Raw genomic sequence first — 17,621 nt, 5'->3', positions numbered from 1 at the left:
GGTCTGGGGCGGAGCCCCAGGTTGGTTAGACGTAGCGTTCCAGGATCGAGGATTCCGCCAGGCGGGACAGACCCTCGCGGACGCTCCGGGCACGGGCCTCGCCGACGCCGTCCACCATCTGCAGGTCGTCGACGCTCGCGGCGAGCAGCTTCTGCAGCCCGCCGAAGTGCTCGACCAGCCGCTCGATGATCGCCCCCGGCAGCCTCGGCACCTTCGCCAGCAGCCGGTACCCGCGGGGCGACACCGCGGAGTCGAGGGTCTCCGGCGAGCCCGTGTACCCCAGGGCCTTCGCCACGATGGCCAGTTCCAGCAGTTCCGGATGCGTCAGCGCGTCCAGCGCCGGCAGCGCCTCCTCCACCGTGCGGGAACGCTTCGCCGTCGGTTCCGGAACGTAGTCCCGGATCACCAGCTCCCGTTCCTGCTCGATGCCGACCGTCAGCTCGTCCAGCTGGAGCGACAGCAGTCGCCCGTCCGTGCCCAGTTCGACCACGTACTCGGCGATTTCCGTCGCGATCCGGCGGACCATTTCCAGCCGCTGCGCGACCGCCGTCACGTCGCGGACCGTGACCAGGTCCTCGATCTCCAGCGCGGACAGCGTCCCCGCGACCTCGTCCAGGCGCAGCTTGTACCGCTCCAGGGTGGCCAGCGCCTGGTTCGCCCGCGACAGGATCGCCCCGGACTCCTCCAGGACCCGCCGCTCCCCGTCCACGTACAGCGCGATCAGCCGCATCGACTGGGAGACGGAGACGACCGGGAAGCCGCACTGCTTCGAGACGCGGTCCGCGGTGCGGTGCCGGGTGCCGGTCTCCTCCGTCGGGATCGACGCGTCGGGCACGAGCTGTACGCCGGCCCGCAGGATCTTGGTGATGTCCTTGTCGAGGATGAGCGCGCCGTCGAGCTTGCACAGCTCGCGCAGCCGGGTCGCGGTGAACTCCACGTCCAGGACGAAGCCGCCGGTGCACATCGACTCGACGGACTTGTCCATACCGAGGACGATGAGCCCGCCGGTGTTGCCCCGGACGATCCGCTCCAGACCGTCACGCAGGGGCTGACCAGGTGCGACCGCGCTCAGCGAGGCGCGCATCATGGCCTCCTGCTTGGAGCTCGCGCCCGACTTTCCGGATGCTGCTGCCCCGTCCTTGGCTGCCACTGCACTCCTCCGGTCGCGGGTTGCGCCGCCTGCGTACAGCCGGGCGGACCAGCACAAAGTCTACCGGCGCGGGCTGTGCGCCCGCCGTGCCTTGGCCCGCATCGCCGCGACGAGGGTCCGTACGGGCCCTCTGACCTGCCCTCGGGCCTGCCCCCGGAGCCGCTGCCGGGCCCTTGGGCGGAGCCTCTTATTCCGCTGCGCGGTCCTTCGCCGGGGTGCGCGAGCGCCCGCGCGGCAGGACCCGTAGCGCGTCCCCCACGTCCGCGACCTCGGTCACCTTCATGCCCGCCGGGACCTTCCCCGGGTCCCCCGGCACCAGCGCGTGCGTGAAGCCGAGCCGGTGCGCCTCGGCGAGGCGCCGCTGGACGCCGGTCACCCGCCGCACCTCACCGGCGAGTCCGACCTCCCCGATGGCGACGAGGTTCTTCGGCAGCGGCACGTCACTGGCGGCCGAGGCCAGCGCGAGCGCGATGGCCAGGTCGGCGGCCGGCTCGGTGAGCTTCACGCCGCCCACGGTCGCGGAGTAGATGTCCCGCTTGCCGAGCGCGGTGATCCGGCCGCGCTGCTCCAGCACCGCCAGCATCATCGAGACCCGCGAGGTCTCCAGGCCGGAGGTGGTGCGCCGCGGGGAGGGGATCTGGGAGTCGACGGTGAGCGCCTGGACCTCGGCGACCAGCGGGCGCTTGCCCTCCAGGGTCACGGTCAGGCAGGTGCCCGGCACCGCCTCGGCCCGCCGGGTCAGGAACAGCCCGCTCGGGTCGGCGAGTCCGGTGATGCCCTCGTCGTGCAGCTCGAAGCAGCCGACCTCGTCGGTGGCCCCGTAACGGTTCTTCACGCCGCGCACCAGGCGCAGCCGCGCGTGCCGGTCGCCCTCGAAGCTGAGGACCACGTCCACGAGGTGCTCCAGCAGACGGGGGCCCGCGATGGCGCCGTCCTTGGTGACGTGGCCGACGAGGAGGGTGGCCATGCCCCGCTCCTTGGAGGCGCGGATCAGCGCGCCCGCGACCTCGCGGACCTGGGCCATGCCGCCGGGCGCGCCGTCGATCTCGGGGGAGGCGATGGTCTGTACGGAGTCCAGGACGAGCAGGGACGGCTTCACGGCGTCGAGGTGGCCCAGTACGGCGGACAGGTCGGTCTCGGCGGCGAGGTACAGGTGGTCGTCGATGGCGTTGATCCGGTCGGCCCGCAGCCGCACCTGGCTCGCCGACTCCTCGCCGGTGACGTACAGGGTGCGGTGGTCCCCGCTGGCCGCCTTCGCCGCGACGTCGAGCAGCAGCGTCGACTTGCCGACGCCCGGCTCGCCCGCCAGCAGGACGACCGCGCCCGGGACCAGCCCGCCGCCCAGGACGCGGTCCAGCTCGTCGACGCCGGTGCTGCGCGCGGTCGCGGTGCGGCCGTCGACCTGGCCGATCGGCAGCGCGGGCGCGGACACGCGCCCGGCCGCGGTGGTCCGTACGGCGGGCGCGCCGCCCATCTCCTCGACGGTGCCCCAGGCCTGGCACTCGGGGCACCGGCCGAGCCATTTCGCGGTCGTGTATCCGCACTCGGAGCAGCGGTAGGACGGCCGGTCCTTGGCGGATGAACGAGATGTACGGGCAGCCATGCGGCCCACCGTAGCCGCCCGCACCGACAGCGCCGGCCGCCCCGGAGCCGCGGGGGTCCGCTCCCGGCGTCAGGAGCGCTGTCAGCACGATGGCGATCTGTTCACCCGTAAGGGCTAAAACCGCTGAAGGCTTCCGGGGCGTGAGCGGCGCGCCCCCTACGGTCGCCGAGTGAACAGCAGCAACCAGCCAGACCCCGCATCGCGCACCGGCGCACACCGGGCGCACGGGCGCACGCCGCCAGCGGATCCGGCCGGGCACCCGGCGTCCCCGGACGAGCCGCCGCCGCCCTCCCGCCACGAGCCCTACCTGGACGGACTGTTCACCTACTGCCTGTCCGTCCTCTGCGACCACGACACCGCCACCGAGGTGCTCGGAGACGTGCTCGCCGTCGCCGAACGCCACCCGGGCCGATGTCCCGACGAAGGCGACCGGCGGGCCTGGCTGTACGCCCTCGCCCGCTGGGCCTGCCTGCGCAGGCTCGTCGAACAGCGGCGCGCACGCCAGGGGGCGCATTCCGCCCGGCGCACGCCGGAGCACACGGACCCCGGGCATGCGCCCTCTGCGCACCGCGGGCCCGACGTGAGCGCCTACCGCCGCACCGAGCTGGCCCGGCTCGCCTGGCCCGAAGCCGCCGGAACCACCCCCGAGCAGCGCGAAGCCCTCGAACTCGCCGTCCGCCACCGCCTCGGAGTCGGTGAACTCGCCGCCGTCCTCGGCACCCCGGCGGCCGTCGCGCGCGAGCTGCTGTCCGGCGCGGCCTGCGAGGTCGAGCGCACCCGCGCCGCCCTCGCCGTCGTGGAGAGCGGAAACTGCCCGGCCGTCGCCCGCCTCACCGGCGACGGCAACGTACTGCTGTCCAGCACCCTGCGCGCCGAGCTCGTACGCCACGTCGACGACTGCCCGCGCTGCCGCCGCGCCGCCGAACGCGTCGGCGCCGGATCCCCCTGGCCCGGCACCGGCGACGTCCACGCCGCGCTCCCCCTGGTCCCCGCCCCCCGTACCGCCGTCCACGCCGCCATGCTGCGCTCCGGCCGGCGCCGCGGCGGCCGCCCCGGACCGCGCTTCGACCGCACCGGCTTCCCCATGGACCCCAAGGACCGCGCGGCCCGCCGCGACCGGCTCCGGGCGCGGGCCGTGACCACCACCGTCGTCGCCACCGTCGTCGCCGCGCCCGTCCTCGCGCTGTGGGCCGCGTACCGCGCCGCCCCGGCCACCGGGGAACCCGTCGGGGGCGACGGCACCCGCATCTCCTCCAGCGAATCGCAGATCCCGCCGCCGCACGCCGCCGAGGGACGCCCCCTGACCGCGTACGACAACCCCGGCAACACCACCCACACCACCGGCGAGCCCGGCTTCGCCCGGGGCGACGAAGCCCCCGACGTCTCGGTGGAGGTCATCAGCACCGGCCCGCCCGCCACCCCCGAGGCCGGCGGCCCCGGCGCGCCCGGCCGGCTGACCGTCGCCGCCACCACCCGGGGCTCCACCACCCTGCTCACCCTCGCCGCCTCCGGCGGGGCCCCCGTCGACTGGCGGCTCTGGTCGGACGCGCCCTGGCTGCGAGCGAGCCGGACGGCGGGCACCCTGGCCCCCGGAGAATCGGTCACTCTGCGCATCACCGTGGACACCGCGGCCCAGCCCGTCGGAGCCTGGAGCGCCCGGGTCGGGGTGGACCCGGCCGGCGCGGTGATCTCGCTCCAGGGCCGCGGCCGCCCGGCCCCCACCCCGGACCCGCCCGAGCCCACGCCGACGCCGACCCCCACGCCGACCCCGAAGCCGACCCCCACGCCGACCCCCACCCCGACGCCCACGCCCACGCCGACCCCGACCCCGACGGAGTCCCCGGCCCCGGAGCCGTCCTCAGGAGGAACGGTTTCCCCGGACCCGGCCCCGACGGGGCCGTAGCTCCGGCCTGCCTCAGGCGGGATCCGCCGGGTGCGGGGCCATCGGCAGCAGCGAGGCCAGCCGCGCCTCGCACAGCTTCACCAGCGCGTCGTACCCCTCCTTGCCCATCAGCTCCGTCAGCTCGGCCCGGTACGACACGTACACCGGGTCCCCGGCGCCGTGCGCGGAGGTCGCCGACGTGCACCACCAGTGCAGGTCGTGCCCGCCCGGGCCCCAGCCCCGCCGGTCGTACTCGCCGATCGACACCTGGAGCACCCGCGTGTCGTCGGGGCGGTCGATCCAGTCGTACGTACGCCGGATCGGCAGCTGCCAGCACACGTCCGGCTTGGTCTCCAGCGGCTCCTGGCCCCCCTTCAGGGCCAGGATGTGCAGCGAGCACCCGGCCCCGGCCGGGAACCCGGGCCGGTTCAGGAAGATGCAGGCGCCGTCCCAGCGGCGGGTCTGCTTCTCCCCGTCGTCGTCGAACTGCGTCCAGCCGGACTCGCTGCCGACGTCGTGGAACTGCCACAGCTCGGGTGTGAGCCGCGCCACGTGCTCGGCGACGCGCTTCTCGTCGTCCTCGTCGGAGAAGTGCGCGCCGAGCGTGCAGCAGCCGTCGTCCGCCCGCCCGGCCTGGATGCCCTGACAGCCGCTGCCGAAGATGCAGGTCCAGCGGGAGGTCAGCCAGGTCAGGTCGCAGCGGAAGATCTGTTCGTCGTCGGCGGGATCGGGGAACTCCACCCACGCGCGGGGGAAGTCGAGCCCCTTCTCGTCCCGCTCCTTGCCCTTGTCCTTCTTCGACCGGGTCTTGTTGGCCTTCTTCGTATTTGGCACGAACACCAGCCTAAGGGCCCCTTACGCAACCCCTACGCGTTCGGCCCAGTAGCGTTTCTCGCATGAGACTCGGTGTCCTTGACGTGGGTTCGAACACGGTGCATCTGCTGGTGGTGGACGCGCACCCCGGCGCGCGCCCGCTGCCCGCGCACTCGCACAAGGTGCAACTGCGGCTGGCGCAGCTGCTCGACGAGCACGGCGCCGTCGGCCCGGAGGGCATCGAGCGCCTCGTCTCCGTGATCGGCGACGCCGTGCAGGCCGCCGAGGACAAGGGCTGCGAGGACCTGCTGCCCTTCGCGACGAGCGCGGTGCGCGAGGCCACCAACGCCGACGAGGTCCTCGCCCGGGTCAAGGCCGAGACCGGGCTGGAGCTGCCGGTGCTCAGCGGGGACGACGAGGCCCGGCTGACCTTCCTGGCCGTCCGGCGGTGGTTCGGCTGGTCGGCCGGCAAGCTGCTGGTCCTCGACATCGGCGGCGGCTCGCTGGAGATCGCGTACGGCATCGACGAGGAGCCGGACACGGCCGTCTCCCTCCCGCTCGGCGCGGGCCGCCTCACCTCGGCCTGGCTGCCGGGCGACCCGCCGGACCCGGCGGACGTGAAGGCCCTGCGGCGGCACGTGCGGGCGCAGATCGCCCGCACGGTCGGCGAGTTCGCCCGCTTCGGGGCGCCGGACCACGTGGTGGCCACCTCGAAGACCTTCAAGCAGCTCGCCCGCATCGCCGGCGCGGCCCGGGAGGCGGACGGCCTGTACGTGCAGCGCGACCTGACCCGCAAGTCCCTCTCGGAGTGGGTCCCGCGCCTGGCCGGGATGACCGCCGCCGAACGCGCCATCCTCCCCGGCGTGTCCGAGGGCCGCTCCGCCCAGCTCCTGGCGGGCGCCCTGGTGGCGGAGGCCACGATGGACCTCTTCGGCGTCGACGAACTGGAAATCTGCCCCTGGGCCCTCCGCGAGGGCGTCATCCTCCGCCGCCTGGACCACCTCCCGTAGCCCGCCGGCGCCGCCGCGGCCCGCGCGGCCGGGCGGGTGCCGCCGGGGGTCCGGGCGCGCCGTCGGCCGTTCCGGCGGTACGCACCGGTGCGGCGGCGGCATTGAGACGGGTTCGGGGGCCGGGCCGCCCCGGCGGCGCGGGGGCCCCGTAATCTGTCCCCGTGGCAGAACCAGTCCGTCTCCCGACCACCACCGCCCCGAAAGTCGCCCTCTCCACCGCCTCCGTCTACCCGGAGTCCACGGCGACCGCCTTCGAGACCGCCGCCCGCCTCGGCTACGACGGCGTCGAGGTCATGGTCTGGACGGACCCGGTGAGCCAGGACATCGACGCCCTGCGCCGCCTGTCGGACCACCACCAGGTGCCGATCCTGGCCATCCACGCACCCTGCCTCCTCATCACCCAGCGCGTGTGGTCCACCGACCCCTGGACCAAGCTCCAGCGGGCCCAGGCCGCGGCCGAGAAGCTCGGCGCCACCACGGTCGTCGTGCACCCGCCGTTCCGCTGGCAGCGCCAGTACGCCCGGGACTTCGTCTCCGGGATCTGGCGGATGGCCGACGAGACCGACGTCCGCTTCGCCGTCGAGAACATGTACCCCTGGCGCTACCGCGACCGCGAGATGCTCGCCTACGCCCCCGAGTGGGACGTCACCAAGGACGACTACCGCCACTTCACCGTCGACCTGTCCCACACCGCGACCGCCCGTACGGACGCCACCGCGATGATCGACCGGATGGGCGACCGGCTGGCCCACGTCCACCTCGCCGACGGAAACGGTTCCGCGAAGGACGAGCACCTCGTCCCCGGCCGCGGCACCCAGCCCTGCGCCGAACTGCTGGCCGGGCTGGCCCGGACCTCCTTCGACGGGCACGTCGTCATCGAGGTCAACACCCGCCGGGCCATGTCCTCCGCCGAGCGCGAGGCCGACCTCGCCGAGGCCCTGGCCTTCACCCGCCTCCACCTCGCCGAGCCGGTGCACCGCTCATGACCGGCCCGGCCGAGCCCGCCGAGCCGGTCCGGCGGCGCCGCGGCCCCGGCCGCCCCCGCCAGGACGAGGCCGACGACGGCCCCGGCACCCAGGAACGCATCCGCCTCGCCGCCCGCGAGGTCTTCGCCGAGCGCGGCTACGACAAGACGTCGGTGCGCGGCATCGCGAAGGTCGCCGGCGTGGACCCGGCCCTGGTGCACCACTACTTCGGCAGCAAGGACGACCTCTTCGCCGCCGCCATCGAGCTGACCATGGAGCCCGCCCTGGTGGTCCCGGCGATCATCGGCGCCGGCCCCGACGGCATCGGGGAACGCCTGGCCCGCTACTTCCTCGGCATCTGGGAGAACCCCGTCAGCCGGGCCCCGCTGCTCGCCGTGATCCGCTCCGCCCTCACCCACGAGGCCGCCGCGAAGGTGCTGCGCGGCCTGATCCTGCGCCGCGTACTGGAACGGGTCGCCGCCGACCTCGACGTACCGGACCCGACCTTCCGGGCCGAACTGGCCGCCTCCCACATGATCGGCATCGCGCTGCTGCGCTACGTCGTCCAGGTCGAACCCCTCGCGTCCGCGGACCCCGAGGACATCGTGGCGCTGGTGGCGCCCACCCTCCAGAGGTACCTGACCGAAGGATGAGCCCCCCGTCCCGGCATCCGGACGAGGTGTCCGGATCGCGGGCGGTGGGCGTAGCCTCGTAACCGAGCCATATCCGCAGTCGCGGCTGACCGTACAGCCGCACTCATGGGGAGTGAAACCGCATGCCCGAGCTGAGGTCCCGCACCGTCACCCACGGCCGCAACATGGCAGGCGCACGTGCGCTGATGCGCGCGTCGGGCGTAGCGAGCGAGGACATCGGCAAGCCGATCATCGCGGTCGCCAACTCCTTCACCGAGTTCGTCCCCGGGCACACCCACCTGGCCCCGGTCGGCCGCATCGTCTCGGACGCGATCCGCGCCGCGGGCGCGATCCCCCGCGAGTTCAACACGATCGCGGTCGACGACGGCATCGCCATGGGCCACGGCGGCATGCTGTACTCCCTCCCCTCCCGCGACCTGATCGCGGACTCGGTCGAGTACATGGTCGAGGCGCACTGCGCCGACGCCCTGATCTGCATCTCCAACTGCGACAAGATCACCCCCGGCATGCTGATGGCCGCCATGCGCCTCAACATCCCGGTCGTCTTCGTCTCCGGCGGCCCGATGGAGGCCGGCCAGGCCATCCTCGTCGACGGCACCGTCCGCAAGCTCGACCTGATCGACGCCATGGTCGACGCCGCCAACGAGAACGTCTCCGACGAGGACGTCCTGCGCATCGAGGAGAACGCCTGTCCGACCTGCGGGTCGTGTTCGGGCATGTTCACCGCCAACTCCATGAACTGCCTCGCCGAGGCCATCGGCCTCGCCCTCCCCGGCAACGGCTCCGTCCTCGCGACGCACACCGCCCGCCGCGCCCTGTACGAGGACGCTGGCCGCACGGTCGTGGAGATCACCAAGCGCTACTACGAGGACGGCGACGAGTCCGTCCTGCCGCGCTCCATCGCCACCCGCGAGGCCTTCGAGAACGCCATGGCCCTCGACATCGCCATGGGCGGCTCCACGAACACGATCCTGCACCTGCTGGCCGCCGCCCAGGAGGCGGGGCTGGACTACGACCTCACCGACATCGACGCCGTCTCGCGCCGCGTCCCGTGCCTGTCCAAGGTCGCGCCGAACGTGGCGCCCGGCGGCACCTACTACATGGAGGACATCCACCGCGCCGGCGGCATCCCCGCCATCCTCGGCGAGCTGCACCGCGGCGGACTCCTCAACAAGGACGTCACCACCGTCCACTCCGACGGCCTGGAGGACTGGCTCGCCAAGTGGGATGCCCGCTCCGGCACGGCCACCGACACGGCCATGGAGCTGTGGCACGCGGCCCCCGGCTGCAAGCGCTCCGCGACCGCCTTCTCCCAGTCCGAGCGCTGGGACACCCTCGACCTCGACGCCGAGGGCGGCTGCATCCGCTCGGTGCAGCACGCGTACTCCAAGGACGGCGGCCTCGCCGTCCTGCGCGGCAACATCGCCGTCGACGGCTGCGTCGTGAAGACCGCCGGCGTCGACGAGTCGATCTGGACCTTCGAGGGCCCGGCCGTCGTCTGCGAATCGCAGGACGAGGCCGTCGACAAGATCCTCCGCAAGGAGATCAAGGCGGGCGACGTCGTCGTCATCCGCTACGAGGGCCCGCGCGGCGGCCCCGGCATGCAGGAGATGCTCTACCCGACGTCCTTCCTCAAGGGCCGCGGCCTCGGCAAGGTCTGCGCCCTGGTCACCGACGGCCGCTTCTCCGGCGGCACCTCGGGCCTGTCCATCGGCCACGCCTCCCCGGAGGCGGCCTCGGGCGGCGACATCGCGATCGTCGAGGACGGCGACCGGATCCGCATCGACATCCCGAACCGGTCCATCGAGCTCCTCGTCGACGAGGCCACCGTCGCCGCCCGCCACGCGGCCCTCGGCGGCGTCTACGCCCCGAAGAACCGCGAGCGCAAGGTCTCGGCGGCCCTGCGCGCCTACGCGGCGATGGCGACCAGCGCCGACAAGGGCGCGGTCCGCGACGTCAGCCTCCTGGGCTGACCCGAGCCGTTCGCGAACCCCGCCGGGCGGGTCACCACCCGGCGGGGTCCCGCGTCCCGACCGCGAACACGCTCCCGTCGGGCGCGGACCCGTAGACCCGCCCGTCGGCGACGACGGGGGCGGGGAGGGTGGCGCTGACCGTCCGCTGGGCGGCACCCGTCCGCGGCCTGGTCTGTCCCACGAGCCGCCCCGCGGCCGCGTCGACGGCCAGCAGCCGCCCGTCGGGCACGCTCAGGTACACCCGGCCGTCGGCGAACACCGGCCGTGAGGCCACCGCCGCGCCGGTCTCCAGCCGCCACCGCTCCCGCTCGGGGCCGACCGCCACCAGCCGGCCCCTCGCCTCGAAGGCGTACACCGTTCCGTCCGGGGCCACCGTCGCCTCCGCCTCGTAGAGCGGGGACAGCTGCACGCGGTGGACCAGCCGCGTCGCCACGTCGACGCGTACGACGCCCACGGTCGCCGACCCGGCGTCGTTGTCCAGCAGGTAGAGCGCCCCGCCCGCGGCACCGACCGGGCGCAGCCTCCCGGACGCACGCACCTGCCAGCGCACGGACCCGTTCGCCGGGTCGACTTCCGTGAGCTGCGTCGACTTTCCCTCCGCGTCCGGCGTCGCCACGTAGAACACGGGTGCGCCCGACGGCGTCAGGGCGCCCCACCACACGGAACCCGTCCCGCCGATCTGCTTCGTCCAGCGCTGCGTGCCGCCCGCTCCGTCGAGGGCGGTGACGCTCCCGCCCGCGGCCACGGTGAGCACGTGCGGGCCCGCCGTCACCAGCTTCGTGCCGCCCGGCAGCCGCCGCTTCCAGCGCTCGGTGCCCGTTCCCGGGTCCAAGGCCTGGAGCAGTTCGCTGGCCGGTGCCACGGCCAGCACCGATCCGCCCGCGTACAGGGGCGCGCTGTCGTTCGCCGCTTCCAGTTCCGGGGTGTTCGCGCGCACCGACCACAGCACCGAACCGTCGGCCGGGTCGAGCCGGGCGGCGGACAGCCCCCGGCCCGAGCAGTAGAGGCCGGGAGCCTCGGCCGAGCAGGCGACCGTACGGCCGCCCAGCGACACCGACCAGGGGGCGAAGGCCTTCCCCGGCGCCGTCGAGGTGTGGGCGGCGGGCCGCCCGGGATCATCGCCGCCCCCGAACTCCAGGTAGCCGCCGACCGCACCCGCCGTGAGCAGCAGCCCGAGGCCCGCGGCCACCAGCGCGGGCCCGCGCCGCCGGCGGCCGGGAGGGGGAGGGCCGTCCGGCGTCACGTCCGGCGTGCCGCGGTCGCGGTGGTGGGTGTCCTGCTCGTCGGGGACCGGCCGGCGCGGCTGCGGCACGAAGGCCTGGGTGTCCTCGGCCGTCGGACTGGTGACGGTCCGGATCTCGGCGATCAGCGCGTGGGCCGTCGGCCGCTCGGCGGGGTCCTTCGCGAGGCAGCGGGCCACGATCGGGACGAGCCGCGCGGGCAGCCCCGTCAGGTCGGGCTCGCTGTGCACCACCTGGTACGCGACGAGGTAGTGGCTGTCGGAGTCGAACGGCCCCCGCCCGGTCGCCGCGTGCACCAGCACCGCCCCCAGGGCGAAGACGTCGGCGGCGGTCCCGACCTCGCGCGGCGACTGGAACTGCTCCGGCGCCATGAACGGCGGCGTCCCGATCAGCTTTCCGGTCTCGGTGTGCAGATCGCTGTCGGCCGGGCGCGAGATGCCGAAGTCGATGACCCGCACCCCGTCCGGCGCCATCAGCACGTTGCTGGGCTTCAGGTCCCGGTGCACGACCCCGGCCCGGTGGATGTCCCGCAGGGCCTCCGCCAGCCCGGCGGCCAGCCGGGTCAGCTCGACGGCGTCCAGCACGCGTTCCCGTACCCGCTCGGACAGCGTCGGGGCGTCCACGAACAGGGTCGCCATCCAGGGCCGTTCGGCGTCCGGATCGGCGTCCACGACGGGCGCCGTGAAGGCCCCGCTCACCCGCCGCGCGGCCGCGACCTCCTGCCGGAACCGCGCCCGGAACTCCGGATCCACCGCGTGCTGGGCGTGCACGACCTTGACGGCGAGTTTCAGCCCCGAACTGGAGGCGGCCAGGTGGACGACGCCCATGCCGCCGGAGCCGAGCACGGATTCGAGCCGGTACTGCCCGGCGTACTCCGGAAACCCCGCGTAGTCCGCGCGCAGCGACTGCACCGCTCACCACCCCCGCCGGAGCCTAGTCGATGGCCCGTGGGAACATCCAAGGGCTTGCTACCCTGCGCGCGTTGCGCAGCGCAACACCCATGGGGGGAGAATTCACATGTCCGTTGAGAACGATTCCAGCCAGGCGCAGAGCCTCGCCGCCGACTCGGGATTCCCGACCTTCCCGGTCGCACCCGGCTACCGGGTCAACGTCCGCAGCGGCCCGGGCACCAGTTTCTCGATCATCGACACCCTGCCGCTCGGCGGATACGTGACGATCCGCTGCCAGTGCTCCGGCACCACCGTCAGCGGCCCGTACGGCACGACCGACATCTGGGACTGCATCGGCAACGGACGCTTCGTCTCCGACGCCTACGTGCACACCGGCACCGACGGCTACGTCGCGGGCCGCTGCAGCTAGGCCGGCCGCCGCACCGGCCGGGGGCCTGCGCGCACGCCCCCGGCCGGGACCTTCGCCCGTCACCGTTCTGCCACGTGAGACACCCCGGGCCGACGCGCCCCCGCGAGGGATAATCGCCGGTGTGAGCGACGAAGAGCAGCACGACCAGAGCCGGCCCGCACCGGCCGGACCCGCCGCCGAGCCCGCCGCCGGGCCGCAGCCCGAGCCGATCCGGTTCTTCGGCACCACCTGGGTCGACCACGCCAACGGCTACGCCCTGCGCCGCGCCGGCGTCGCCATCGGCGCGCTGCTGGCCGCCGTCGTCGGCGCGTACCTCCTGCGCCTCGCGTACGAGGGCCTGGAGATCGGCAACGTCGGCCCGTTCCTCAGCATCTCCGTGGTCGTGCTCTTCGCCATCGCCAGTTCCATCGCCTTCGCCAAGACCTGGGAGTCCTTCGGCCGCCGCCCCGCCCGGTCCTCCGACGAGGCCGCCCTCAAGGGCCTGAAGGCGATCGGTTTCATCGGCTCCCTCATCGCGTACTTCCTGCGCTGCCTCGTCGAGGCCCCCGGCGAGAAGCTCCACCGCGCCGAGTACGAGCGGGCCACGGCCGAATTCGCCCGCCGCCGCGGCACCCGTACCGGCAACCCGGCCGCCCGCCGCCCCAAGCGCAAGAAGTAGCCCGGCCCCGGAAGAAGCCCGTACGACGAGCCGCCCGTCGATTGACGCGCGGCACCCCCGGGAGCATTATTCATCGCATGATGAATAATCAGCGGGAGGAGGCGGCCCCGCCCGCCGTCCACGCCCACGGCCTCACCGTCCGCCGCGGCGCCGGCCGCACCCCGCGCACCGTCCTCGACGACCTCGCCTTCGACGTCCCCCGCGGCCGCATCACCGGCCTCCTCGGCCCCTCCGGCTGCGGCAAGTCCACCCTCATGCGCGCCGTCGTCGGCACCCAGGCCCACGTCACCGGCACCCTCGACGTCCTCGGCCTCCCCGCCGGCCACCCCCGCCTCCGCTCCCGCATCGGCTACGTCACCCAGGCGCCCTCCGTCTACGACGACCTCACCGTCCGGCAGAACCTCGACTACTTCGCCGCCGTCCTCGACCCCGGCCGCGCCGCCGCCGACCGCCGCCGCACCACCGTGGAACGCGCAATCACCGACGTCGACCTCACCACCCGCGCCGACGCCCTCGCCGGCCACCTCTCCGGCGGCCAGCGCAGCCGCGTCTCCCTCGCCGTCGCCCTGCTCGGCGCCCCCGAACTGCTCGTCCTCGACGAACCCACCGTCGGCCTCGACCCCGTCCTGCGCCGCGACCTGTGGAACCTCTTCCACGACATCACCGCCACCCGCGGCGCCACGATCCTCGTCTCCTCCCACGTCATGGACGAGGCCGAGCGCTGCCACGACCTCCTCCTCATGCGCGAGGGCCGCATCCTCGCCCAGAACACCCCCGACGCCCTGCGCACCCGCACCCACGCCACCACCGTCGAAGAGGGCTTCCTCCGCCTCGTCGACGCGGCCGACGCCGCAGCCGCGCCCACAGCCGTGCCCGCCCCCGCCCCCGCGCCCGCCCAGGAGACCCAGCGATGACCGCCATGACCGCGATGAGCGGCGCCCGCACCACCGCGACCGCCGCCCGCGTCCTGCGCCAGCTCCGCCACGACCCGCGCTCCATCGCCCTGATGCTGCTGGTCCCCGTACTGATGCTGACCCTGCTCCGCTACGTCTTCGACGGCAGCCCGCGCACCTTCGACAGCGTCGGCGCGTCCCTCCTCGGGATCTTCCCCCTCATCACGATGTTCCTCGTCACCTCCATCGCGACCCTGCGCGAACGCACCTCCGGCACCCTGGAACGCCTCCTCGCCATGCCGCTCGGCAAGGGCGACCTCATCGCCGGCTACGCCCTCGCCTTCGGCGCCGTCGCCGTCGTCCAGTCCCTCCTCGCCACCGGCCTCGCCCTCTGGGCCCTCGGCCTCGACGTCGTCGGCTCCCCCTGGCTGCTCCTGCTGGTCGCCCTCCTCGACGCCCTGCTCGGCACCGCCCTCGGCCTCTTCGTCTCCGCCTTCGCCGCGTCCGAGTTCCAGGCCGTCCAGTTCATGCCGGCCGTGATCTTCCCCCAGCTCCTCCTCTGCGGCCTCTTCGCGGCCCGCGCCACCATGCAGCCCGTCCTCGAAGGCATCTCCGACGTCCTGCCGATGTCCTACGCCGTCGACGGCATGACCCAGGTCCTCACCCACACCGACATGACCGCCGACTTCGTCCGCGACGCCGTCATCGTCGCCGCCTGCGCCCTGCTCGTCCTCGCCCTCGGCGCCGCCACCCTCCGCCGCCGCACCCCGTAGACCGCCCACGGACCGGACAGCCGCCCCGCCCCCCGGGGCCCGGGTGCAAGGATGAGCGGGTACGTGCTCCTTACGTCCGTTCGGCGAGGTGAACCCGGCATGACCCAGACAGTCGCAGTCCTCGGTACCGGCAAGATCGGCGAGGCCCTGCTCAGCGGGATGATCCGCGGCGGCTGGCCGGCGGCCAAGCTGCTCGTCACCGCCCGCCGCCCCGAGCGCGCCGAGGAGCTCCGCACCCGCTACGGCGTCGAGGCCGTCACCAACGCCGAAGCCGCCAAGCGCGCCGACACCCTCATCCTCACCGTCAAGCCCCAGGACATGGGCAAGCTCCTCGAAGAGCTCGCCCCGCACGTCCCCGCCGACCGCCTGGTCATCAGCGGCGCCGCCGGCATCCCGACCTCCTTCTTCGAGGAGCGGCTCGCCCCCGGCACCCCGGTCGTCCGCGTCATGACGAACACCCCCGCCCTCGTCGACGAGGCCATGTCCGTCATCTCCGCCGGCAGCCACGCCACCGCCGCCCACCTCAAGCACACCGAGGAGATCTTCGGCGGCGTCGGCAAGACCCTGCGCGTCCCGGAGTCCCAGCAGGACGCGGCCACCGCCCTCTCCGGCTCCGGCCCCGCCTACTTCTACTTCCTCGTCGAAGCCATGACCGACGCCGGCATCCTCCTCGGCCTGCCCCGCGCCCAGGCCCACGACCTCATCGTCCAGGCCGCCATCGGCGCCGCCGTCATGCTCCGCGACAGCGGCGAACACCCGGTCAAGCTCCGCGAGGCCGTCACCTCCCCGGCCGGTACGACCATCAACGCCATCGTCGAGCTGGAGAAGCACGGCGTACGGGCGGCCCTGATCGCCGCCCTGGAGGCGGCCCGCGACCGCAGCCGCGAACTTGCCTCCGGCAACAGCTGACCCCGGCGGTACGGGCCCCCGCGCGCCCGGGGCCCGTACGCCCGGCCGCGCTCAGGGGGCCAGCAGCCCGATGGCCTCGTACGCCCGGTCCACCACCGGCCGCGCGGTCTTCCGGGCCCGCCCGGCCCCCTCCCGCAGCACCCGCTCCACCTCCCCGGGATCCGCCGCCAGCTCCGCGTGCCGCTCCCGCAGCGGCCGCAGCAACTCCACCACCGCGTCGGCGACGTCCCGCTTCAGCGGCCCGTACTGCTCGTACCCCTCGGCGAGCACGGCCGGCTCCGTGCCCGTGCAGGCGGCGAGGATGTCCAGCAGGTTCGCCACCCCCGGCCGCGCGGCCCGGTCGTAGACCACCCCGCCCTCCCCGCCGTCGGTCACGGCACGCATCACCTTCTTGCGCACCACCCCCGGCTCGTCGAGCAGGTACACGATCCCGGCCCCGCTCTCGTGCGACTTCCCCATCTTCGACGTCGGCTCCTGCAGGTCCATGACCCGGGCCGCCACTGTCGGAAGGGTCGCCCTGGGCACGGTGAAGGTGGGCCCGTACCGCTGGTTGAACCGCACGGCCAGGTCCCGGCTCAGCTCGACGTGCTGCCGCTGGTCCTCACCCACCGGCACCTCGTCCGTCCGGTACGCCAGGATGTCGGCGGCCATCAGCACGGGATAGGTCAGCAACGACAGCCGTACGCCTTCCCCGGAGGCCTGCGCCTTCGCCGCCTTCTCCCGGTACTGGATCATCCGCCGCAGTTCCCCGTCGGTGGCGGCGCACTCCAGCAGGTAGGCCAGCCGCGTGTGCTCGTCGACGTGGCTCTGCACGAACAGCGTGCACCGCGACGGATCCAGGCCGGCGGCGAGCAACAGCGTCGCGGCCTGCCTGCTGAGCCGCCGCACCCGCGCCGGATCGTGCTCGACGGTCAGCGCGTGCAGGTCGACGACGCAGAACAGCGCGTCGCCCGGCTCCTGGTCGGCGGCGACCCACTGCCGCACGGCCCCCAGGTAGTTCCCCAGCGTCAGATGCCCGGTCGGCTTGACCCCGCTGAAGATCCTCGTCATGTCCCGCTCTCCCTGTGTGTGGTGTCGGAGCCACCGCGTCGGGCGGCCGGTCCACTCCCGGGAGGGGAGGAGAAACAAAAACGGCCGCCGAGGCGGCGGCCGTGAGCGCATGCGTGCTCGTGTGGATGGTCGGCCGCCGTCAGGCGGCCCACCAGCGAAGGCTGAGCGTGAGCGCATGCGTAGTCATGGGGACGAGCGTAGCCCGCAGAGGGTGGGAACGGCGTGAGGTTTCCCGCCGGTCAGCCTGGGGTTGACACACACGTACCCCATCCGTAAGGTTCTTCGAGTTGTCCGAAGTGAGCGCCGACCCCGGTCGGTCCCCGGACAGCCATCCCGCACCACACATTCGAACGAACGACGCATGCCGTGTCGTCTCGTTTTCATGCGTATTTGCGAATGAGGAATCCGCGTTCCAGGACGCAGCCCCCGATTGGCTTCGGGGGCAGGGAATCCGCTACTGTCTCACTCGCCGGAAGGGCCCAACAGCCCAGAAGGTAAACCCCGCTGACTGGGAGTCAGGCCCGAAAGGATCTGATAGAGTCGGAATCGCCGGAAAGGGAAAACGCGAAAGCGAAGAACCTGGAAAGCACCGAGGAAGTCGGACACGAAAGAGTCTGATAGAGTCGGAAACGCAAGAACAGAACGAAAGCCCGGAGGAAAGCCCGAGAGGGTGAGTACAAAGGAAGCGTCCGTTCCTTGAGAACTCAACAGCGTGCCAAAAATCAACG

16 protein-coding genes are annotated in these 17,621 nt (G+C 73.4%); 10 read left to right on the top strand and 6 right to left on the bottom strand.

All coding sequences use genetic code 11. The annotated features are described in order from the left end of the window. Positions 1-25: 25 nt before the first annotated feature. Positions 26-1,150: a DNA integrity scanning diadenylate cyclase DisA gene (gene disA / locus ACFV0Q_RS23705; protein ID WP_385008327.1), complete on the bottom strand. Its 1,125-nt coding sequence runs from the start codon at positions 1,148-1,150 to the stop codon at positions 26-28. 187 nt (positions 1,151-1,337) lie between these two features. Next, complete coding sequence (gene radA / locus ACFV0Q_RS23700; RefSeq protein ID WP_385008326.1) at positions 1,338-2,753, bottom strand: DNA repair protein RadA; 1,416 nt, start codon at positions 2,751-2,753, stop codon at positions 1,338-1,340. 169 nt (positions 2,754-2,922) lie between these two features. On the opposite strand from radA, the gene ACFV0Q_RS23695 reads away from it, so the two are divergent. After that, positions 2,923-4,656, top strand: a complete 1,734-nt coding sequence (locus ACFV0Q_RS23695) for a hypothetical protein (protein WP_385008325.1) — start codon at positions 2,923-2,925, stop codon at positions 4,654-4,656. Between the two features lie 12 nt (positions 4,657-4,668). Here the strand turns inward: ACFV0Q_RS23695 and ACFV0Q_RS23690 are convergent, their stop codons facing one another. Further along, on the bottom strand, positions 4,669-5,469 hold the full coding sequence (locus tag ACFV0Q_RS23690; protein ID WP_385008323.1) for a hypothetical protein: 801 nt from the start codon (positions 5,467-5,469) through the stop codon (positions 4,669-4,671). Positions 5,470-5,531: 62 nt separating this feature from the next. Between ACFV0Q_RS23690 and ACFV0Q_RS23685 the strand changes: the two genes are divergently transcribed. From ACFV0Q_RS23685 to ilvD, 4 genes are all read left to right on the top strand, one after another. After that, positions 5,532-6,458 carry a Ppx/GppA family phosphatase gene (locus tag ACFV0Q_RS23685; protein ID WP_385008322.1) on the top strand — a complete coding sequence of 309 codons (927 nt, stop codon included), beginning with the start codon at positions 5,532-5,534 and terminating at the stop codon, positions 6,456-6,458. Positions 6,459-6,619: 161 nt separating this feature from the next. Then, on the top strand, positions 6,620-7,444 hold the full coding sequence (locus ACFV0Q_RS23680; RefSeq protein WP_385008321.1) for a sugar phosphate isomerase/epimerase family protein: 825 nt from the start codon (positions 6,620-6,622) through the stop codon (positions 7,442-7,444). Then, positions 7,441-8,076 (top strand): TetR family transcriptional regulator, encoded by a 636-nt coding sequence (locus ACFV0Q_RS23675; RefSeq protein WP_385008320.1) that lies wholly within the window; start codon positions 7,441-7,443, stop codon positions 8,074-8,076. Before ACFV0Q_RS23680 ends, ACFV0Q_RS23675 begins: the two co-directional genes overlap by 4 nt. Positions 8,077-8,198: 122 nt before the next feature. Next, positions 8,199-10,049: a dihydroxy-acid dehydratase gene (gene ilvD, locus ACFV0Q_RS23670; RefSeq protein ID WP_385008319.1), complete on the top strand. Its 1,851-nt coding sequence runs from the start codon at positions 8,199-8,201 to the stop codon at positions 10,047-10,049. 31 nt (positions 10,050-10,080) lie between these two features. On the opposite strand, the gene ACFV0Q_RS23665 is transcribed toward ilvD, so the two are convergent. After that, entirely contained in the window at positions 10,081-12,201 is a 2,121-nt protein-coding gene (locus ACFV0Q_RS23665; protein WP_385008318.1) for a serine/threonine-protein kinase, read from the bottom strand. A 106-nt stretch (positions 12,202-12,307) separates the two neighbouring features. Between ACFV0Q_RS23665 and ACFV0Q_RS23660 the strand changes: the two genes are divergently transcribed. The 5 genes from ACFV0Q_RS23660 to proC all read left to right on the top strand — a co-directional run bounded on the left by ACFV0Q_RS23660 (position 12,308) and on the right by proC (position 15,843). Further along, complete coding sequence (locus ACFV0Q_RS23660) at positions 12,308-12,610, top strand: peptidase (protein WP_385008317.1); 303 nt, start codon at positions 12,308-12,310, stop codon at positions 12,608-12,610. 121 nt (positions 12,611-12,731) lie between these two features. Then, positions 12,732-13,268: a hypothetical protein gene (locus tag ACFV0Q_RS23655; RefSeq protein ID WP_385008316.1), complete on the top strand. Its 537-nt coding sequence runs from the start codon at positions 12,732-12,734 to the stop codon at positions 13,266-13,268. 77 nt (positions 13,269-13,345) lie between these two features. Next, positions 13,346-14,182: an ABC transporter ATP-binding protein gene (locus tag ACFV0Q_RS23650; RefSeq protein WP_385008315.1), complete on the top strand. Its 837-nt coding sequence runs from the start codon at positions 13,346-13,348 to the stop codon at positions 14,180-14,182. After that, positions 14,179-14,934, top strand: coding sequence for an ABC transporter permease (locus ACFV0Q_RS23645; RefSeq protein ID WP_385008314.1), 756 nt, complete (start codon positions 14,179-14,181; stop codon positions 14,932-14,934). The genes ACFV0Q_RS23650 and ACFV0Q_RS23645 overlap by 4 nt, the downstream gene beginning before the upstream one ends. Before the next feature lie 99 nt (positions 14,935-15,033). Next, entirely contained in the window at positions 15,034-15,843 is an 810-nt protein-coding gene (gene proC / locus ACFV0Q_RS23640; protein WP_266576742.1) for a pyrroline-5-carboxylate reductase, read from the top strand. A 51-nt stretch (positions 15,844-15,894) separates the two neighbouring features. Here the strand turns inward: proC and trpS are convergent, their stop codons facing one another. Continuing rightward, the gene (gene trpS / locus ACFV0Q_RS23635) at positions 15,895-16,893 is read right to left on the bottom strand and encodes a tryptophan--tRNA ligase (RefSeq protein WP_385008313.1); all 999 of its coding nucleotides are present in this window, start codon (positions 16,891-16,893) and stop codon (positions 15,895-15,897) included. A 462-nt stretch (positions 16,894-17,355) separates the two neighbouring features. Next, positions 17,356-17,621, bottom strand: a 266-nt coding sequence (locus tag ACFV0Q_RS23630) for a hypothetical protein (protein ID WP_385008311.1), incomplete at its 5' end; no start/stop codon positions are given.

It is taken from the genome of Streptomyces sp. NPDC059564 (genome assembly GCF_042735575.1).
GTDB lineage: Bacteria > Actinomycetota > Actinomycetes > Streptomycetales > Streptomycetaceae > Streptomyces.
This window is presented reverse-complemented; position numbering and strand designations above follow the sequence as displayed.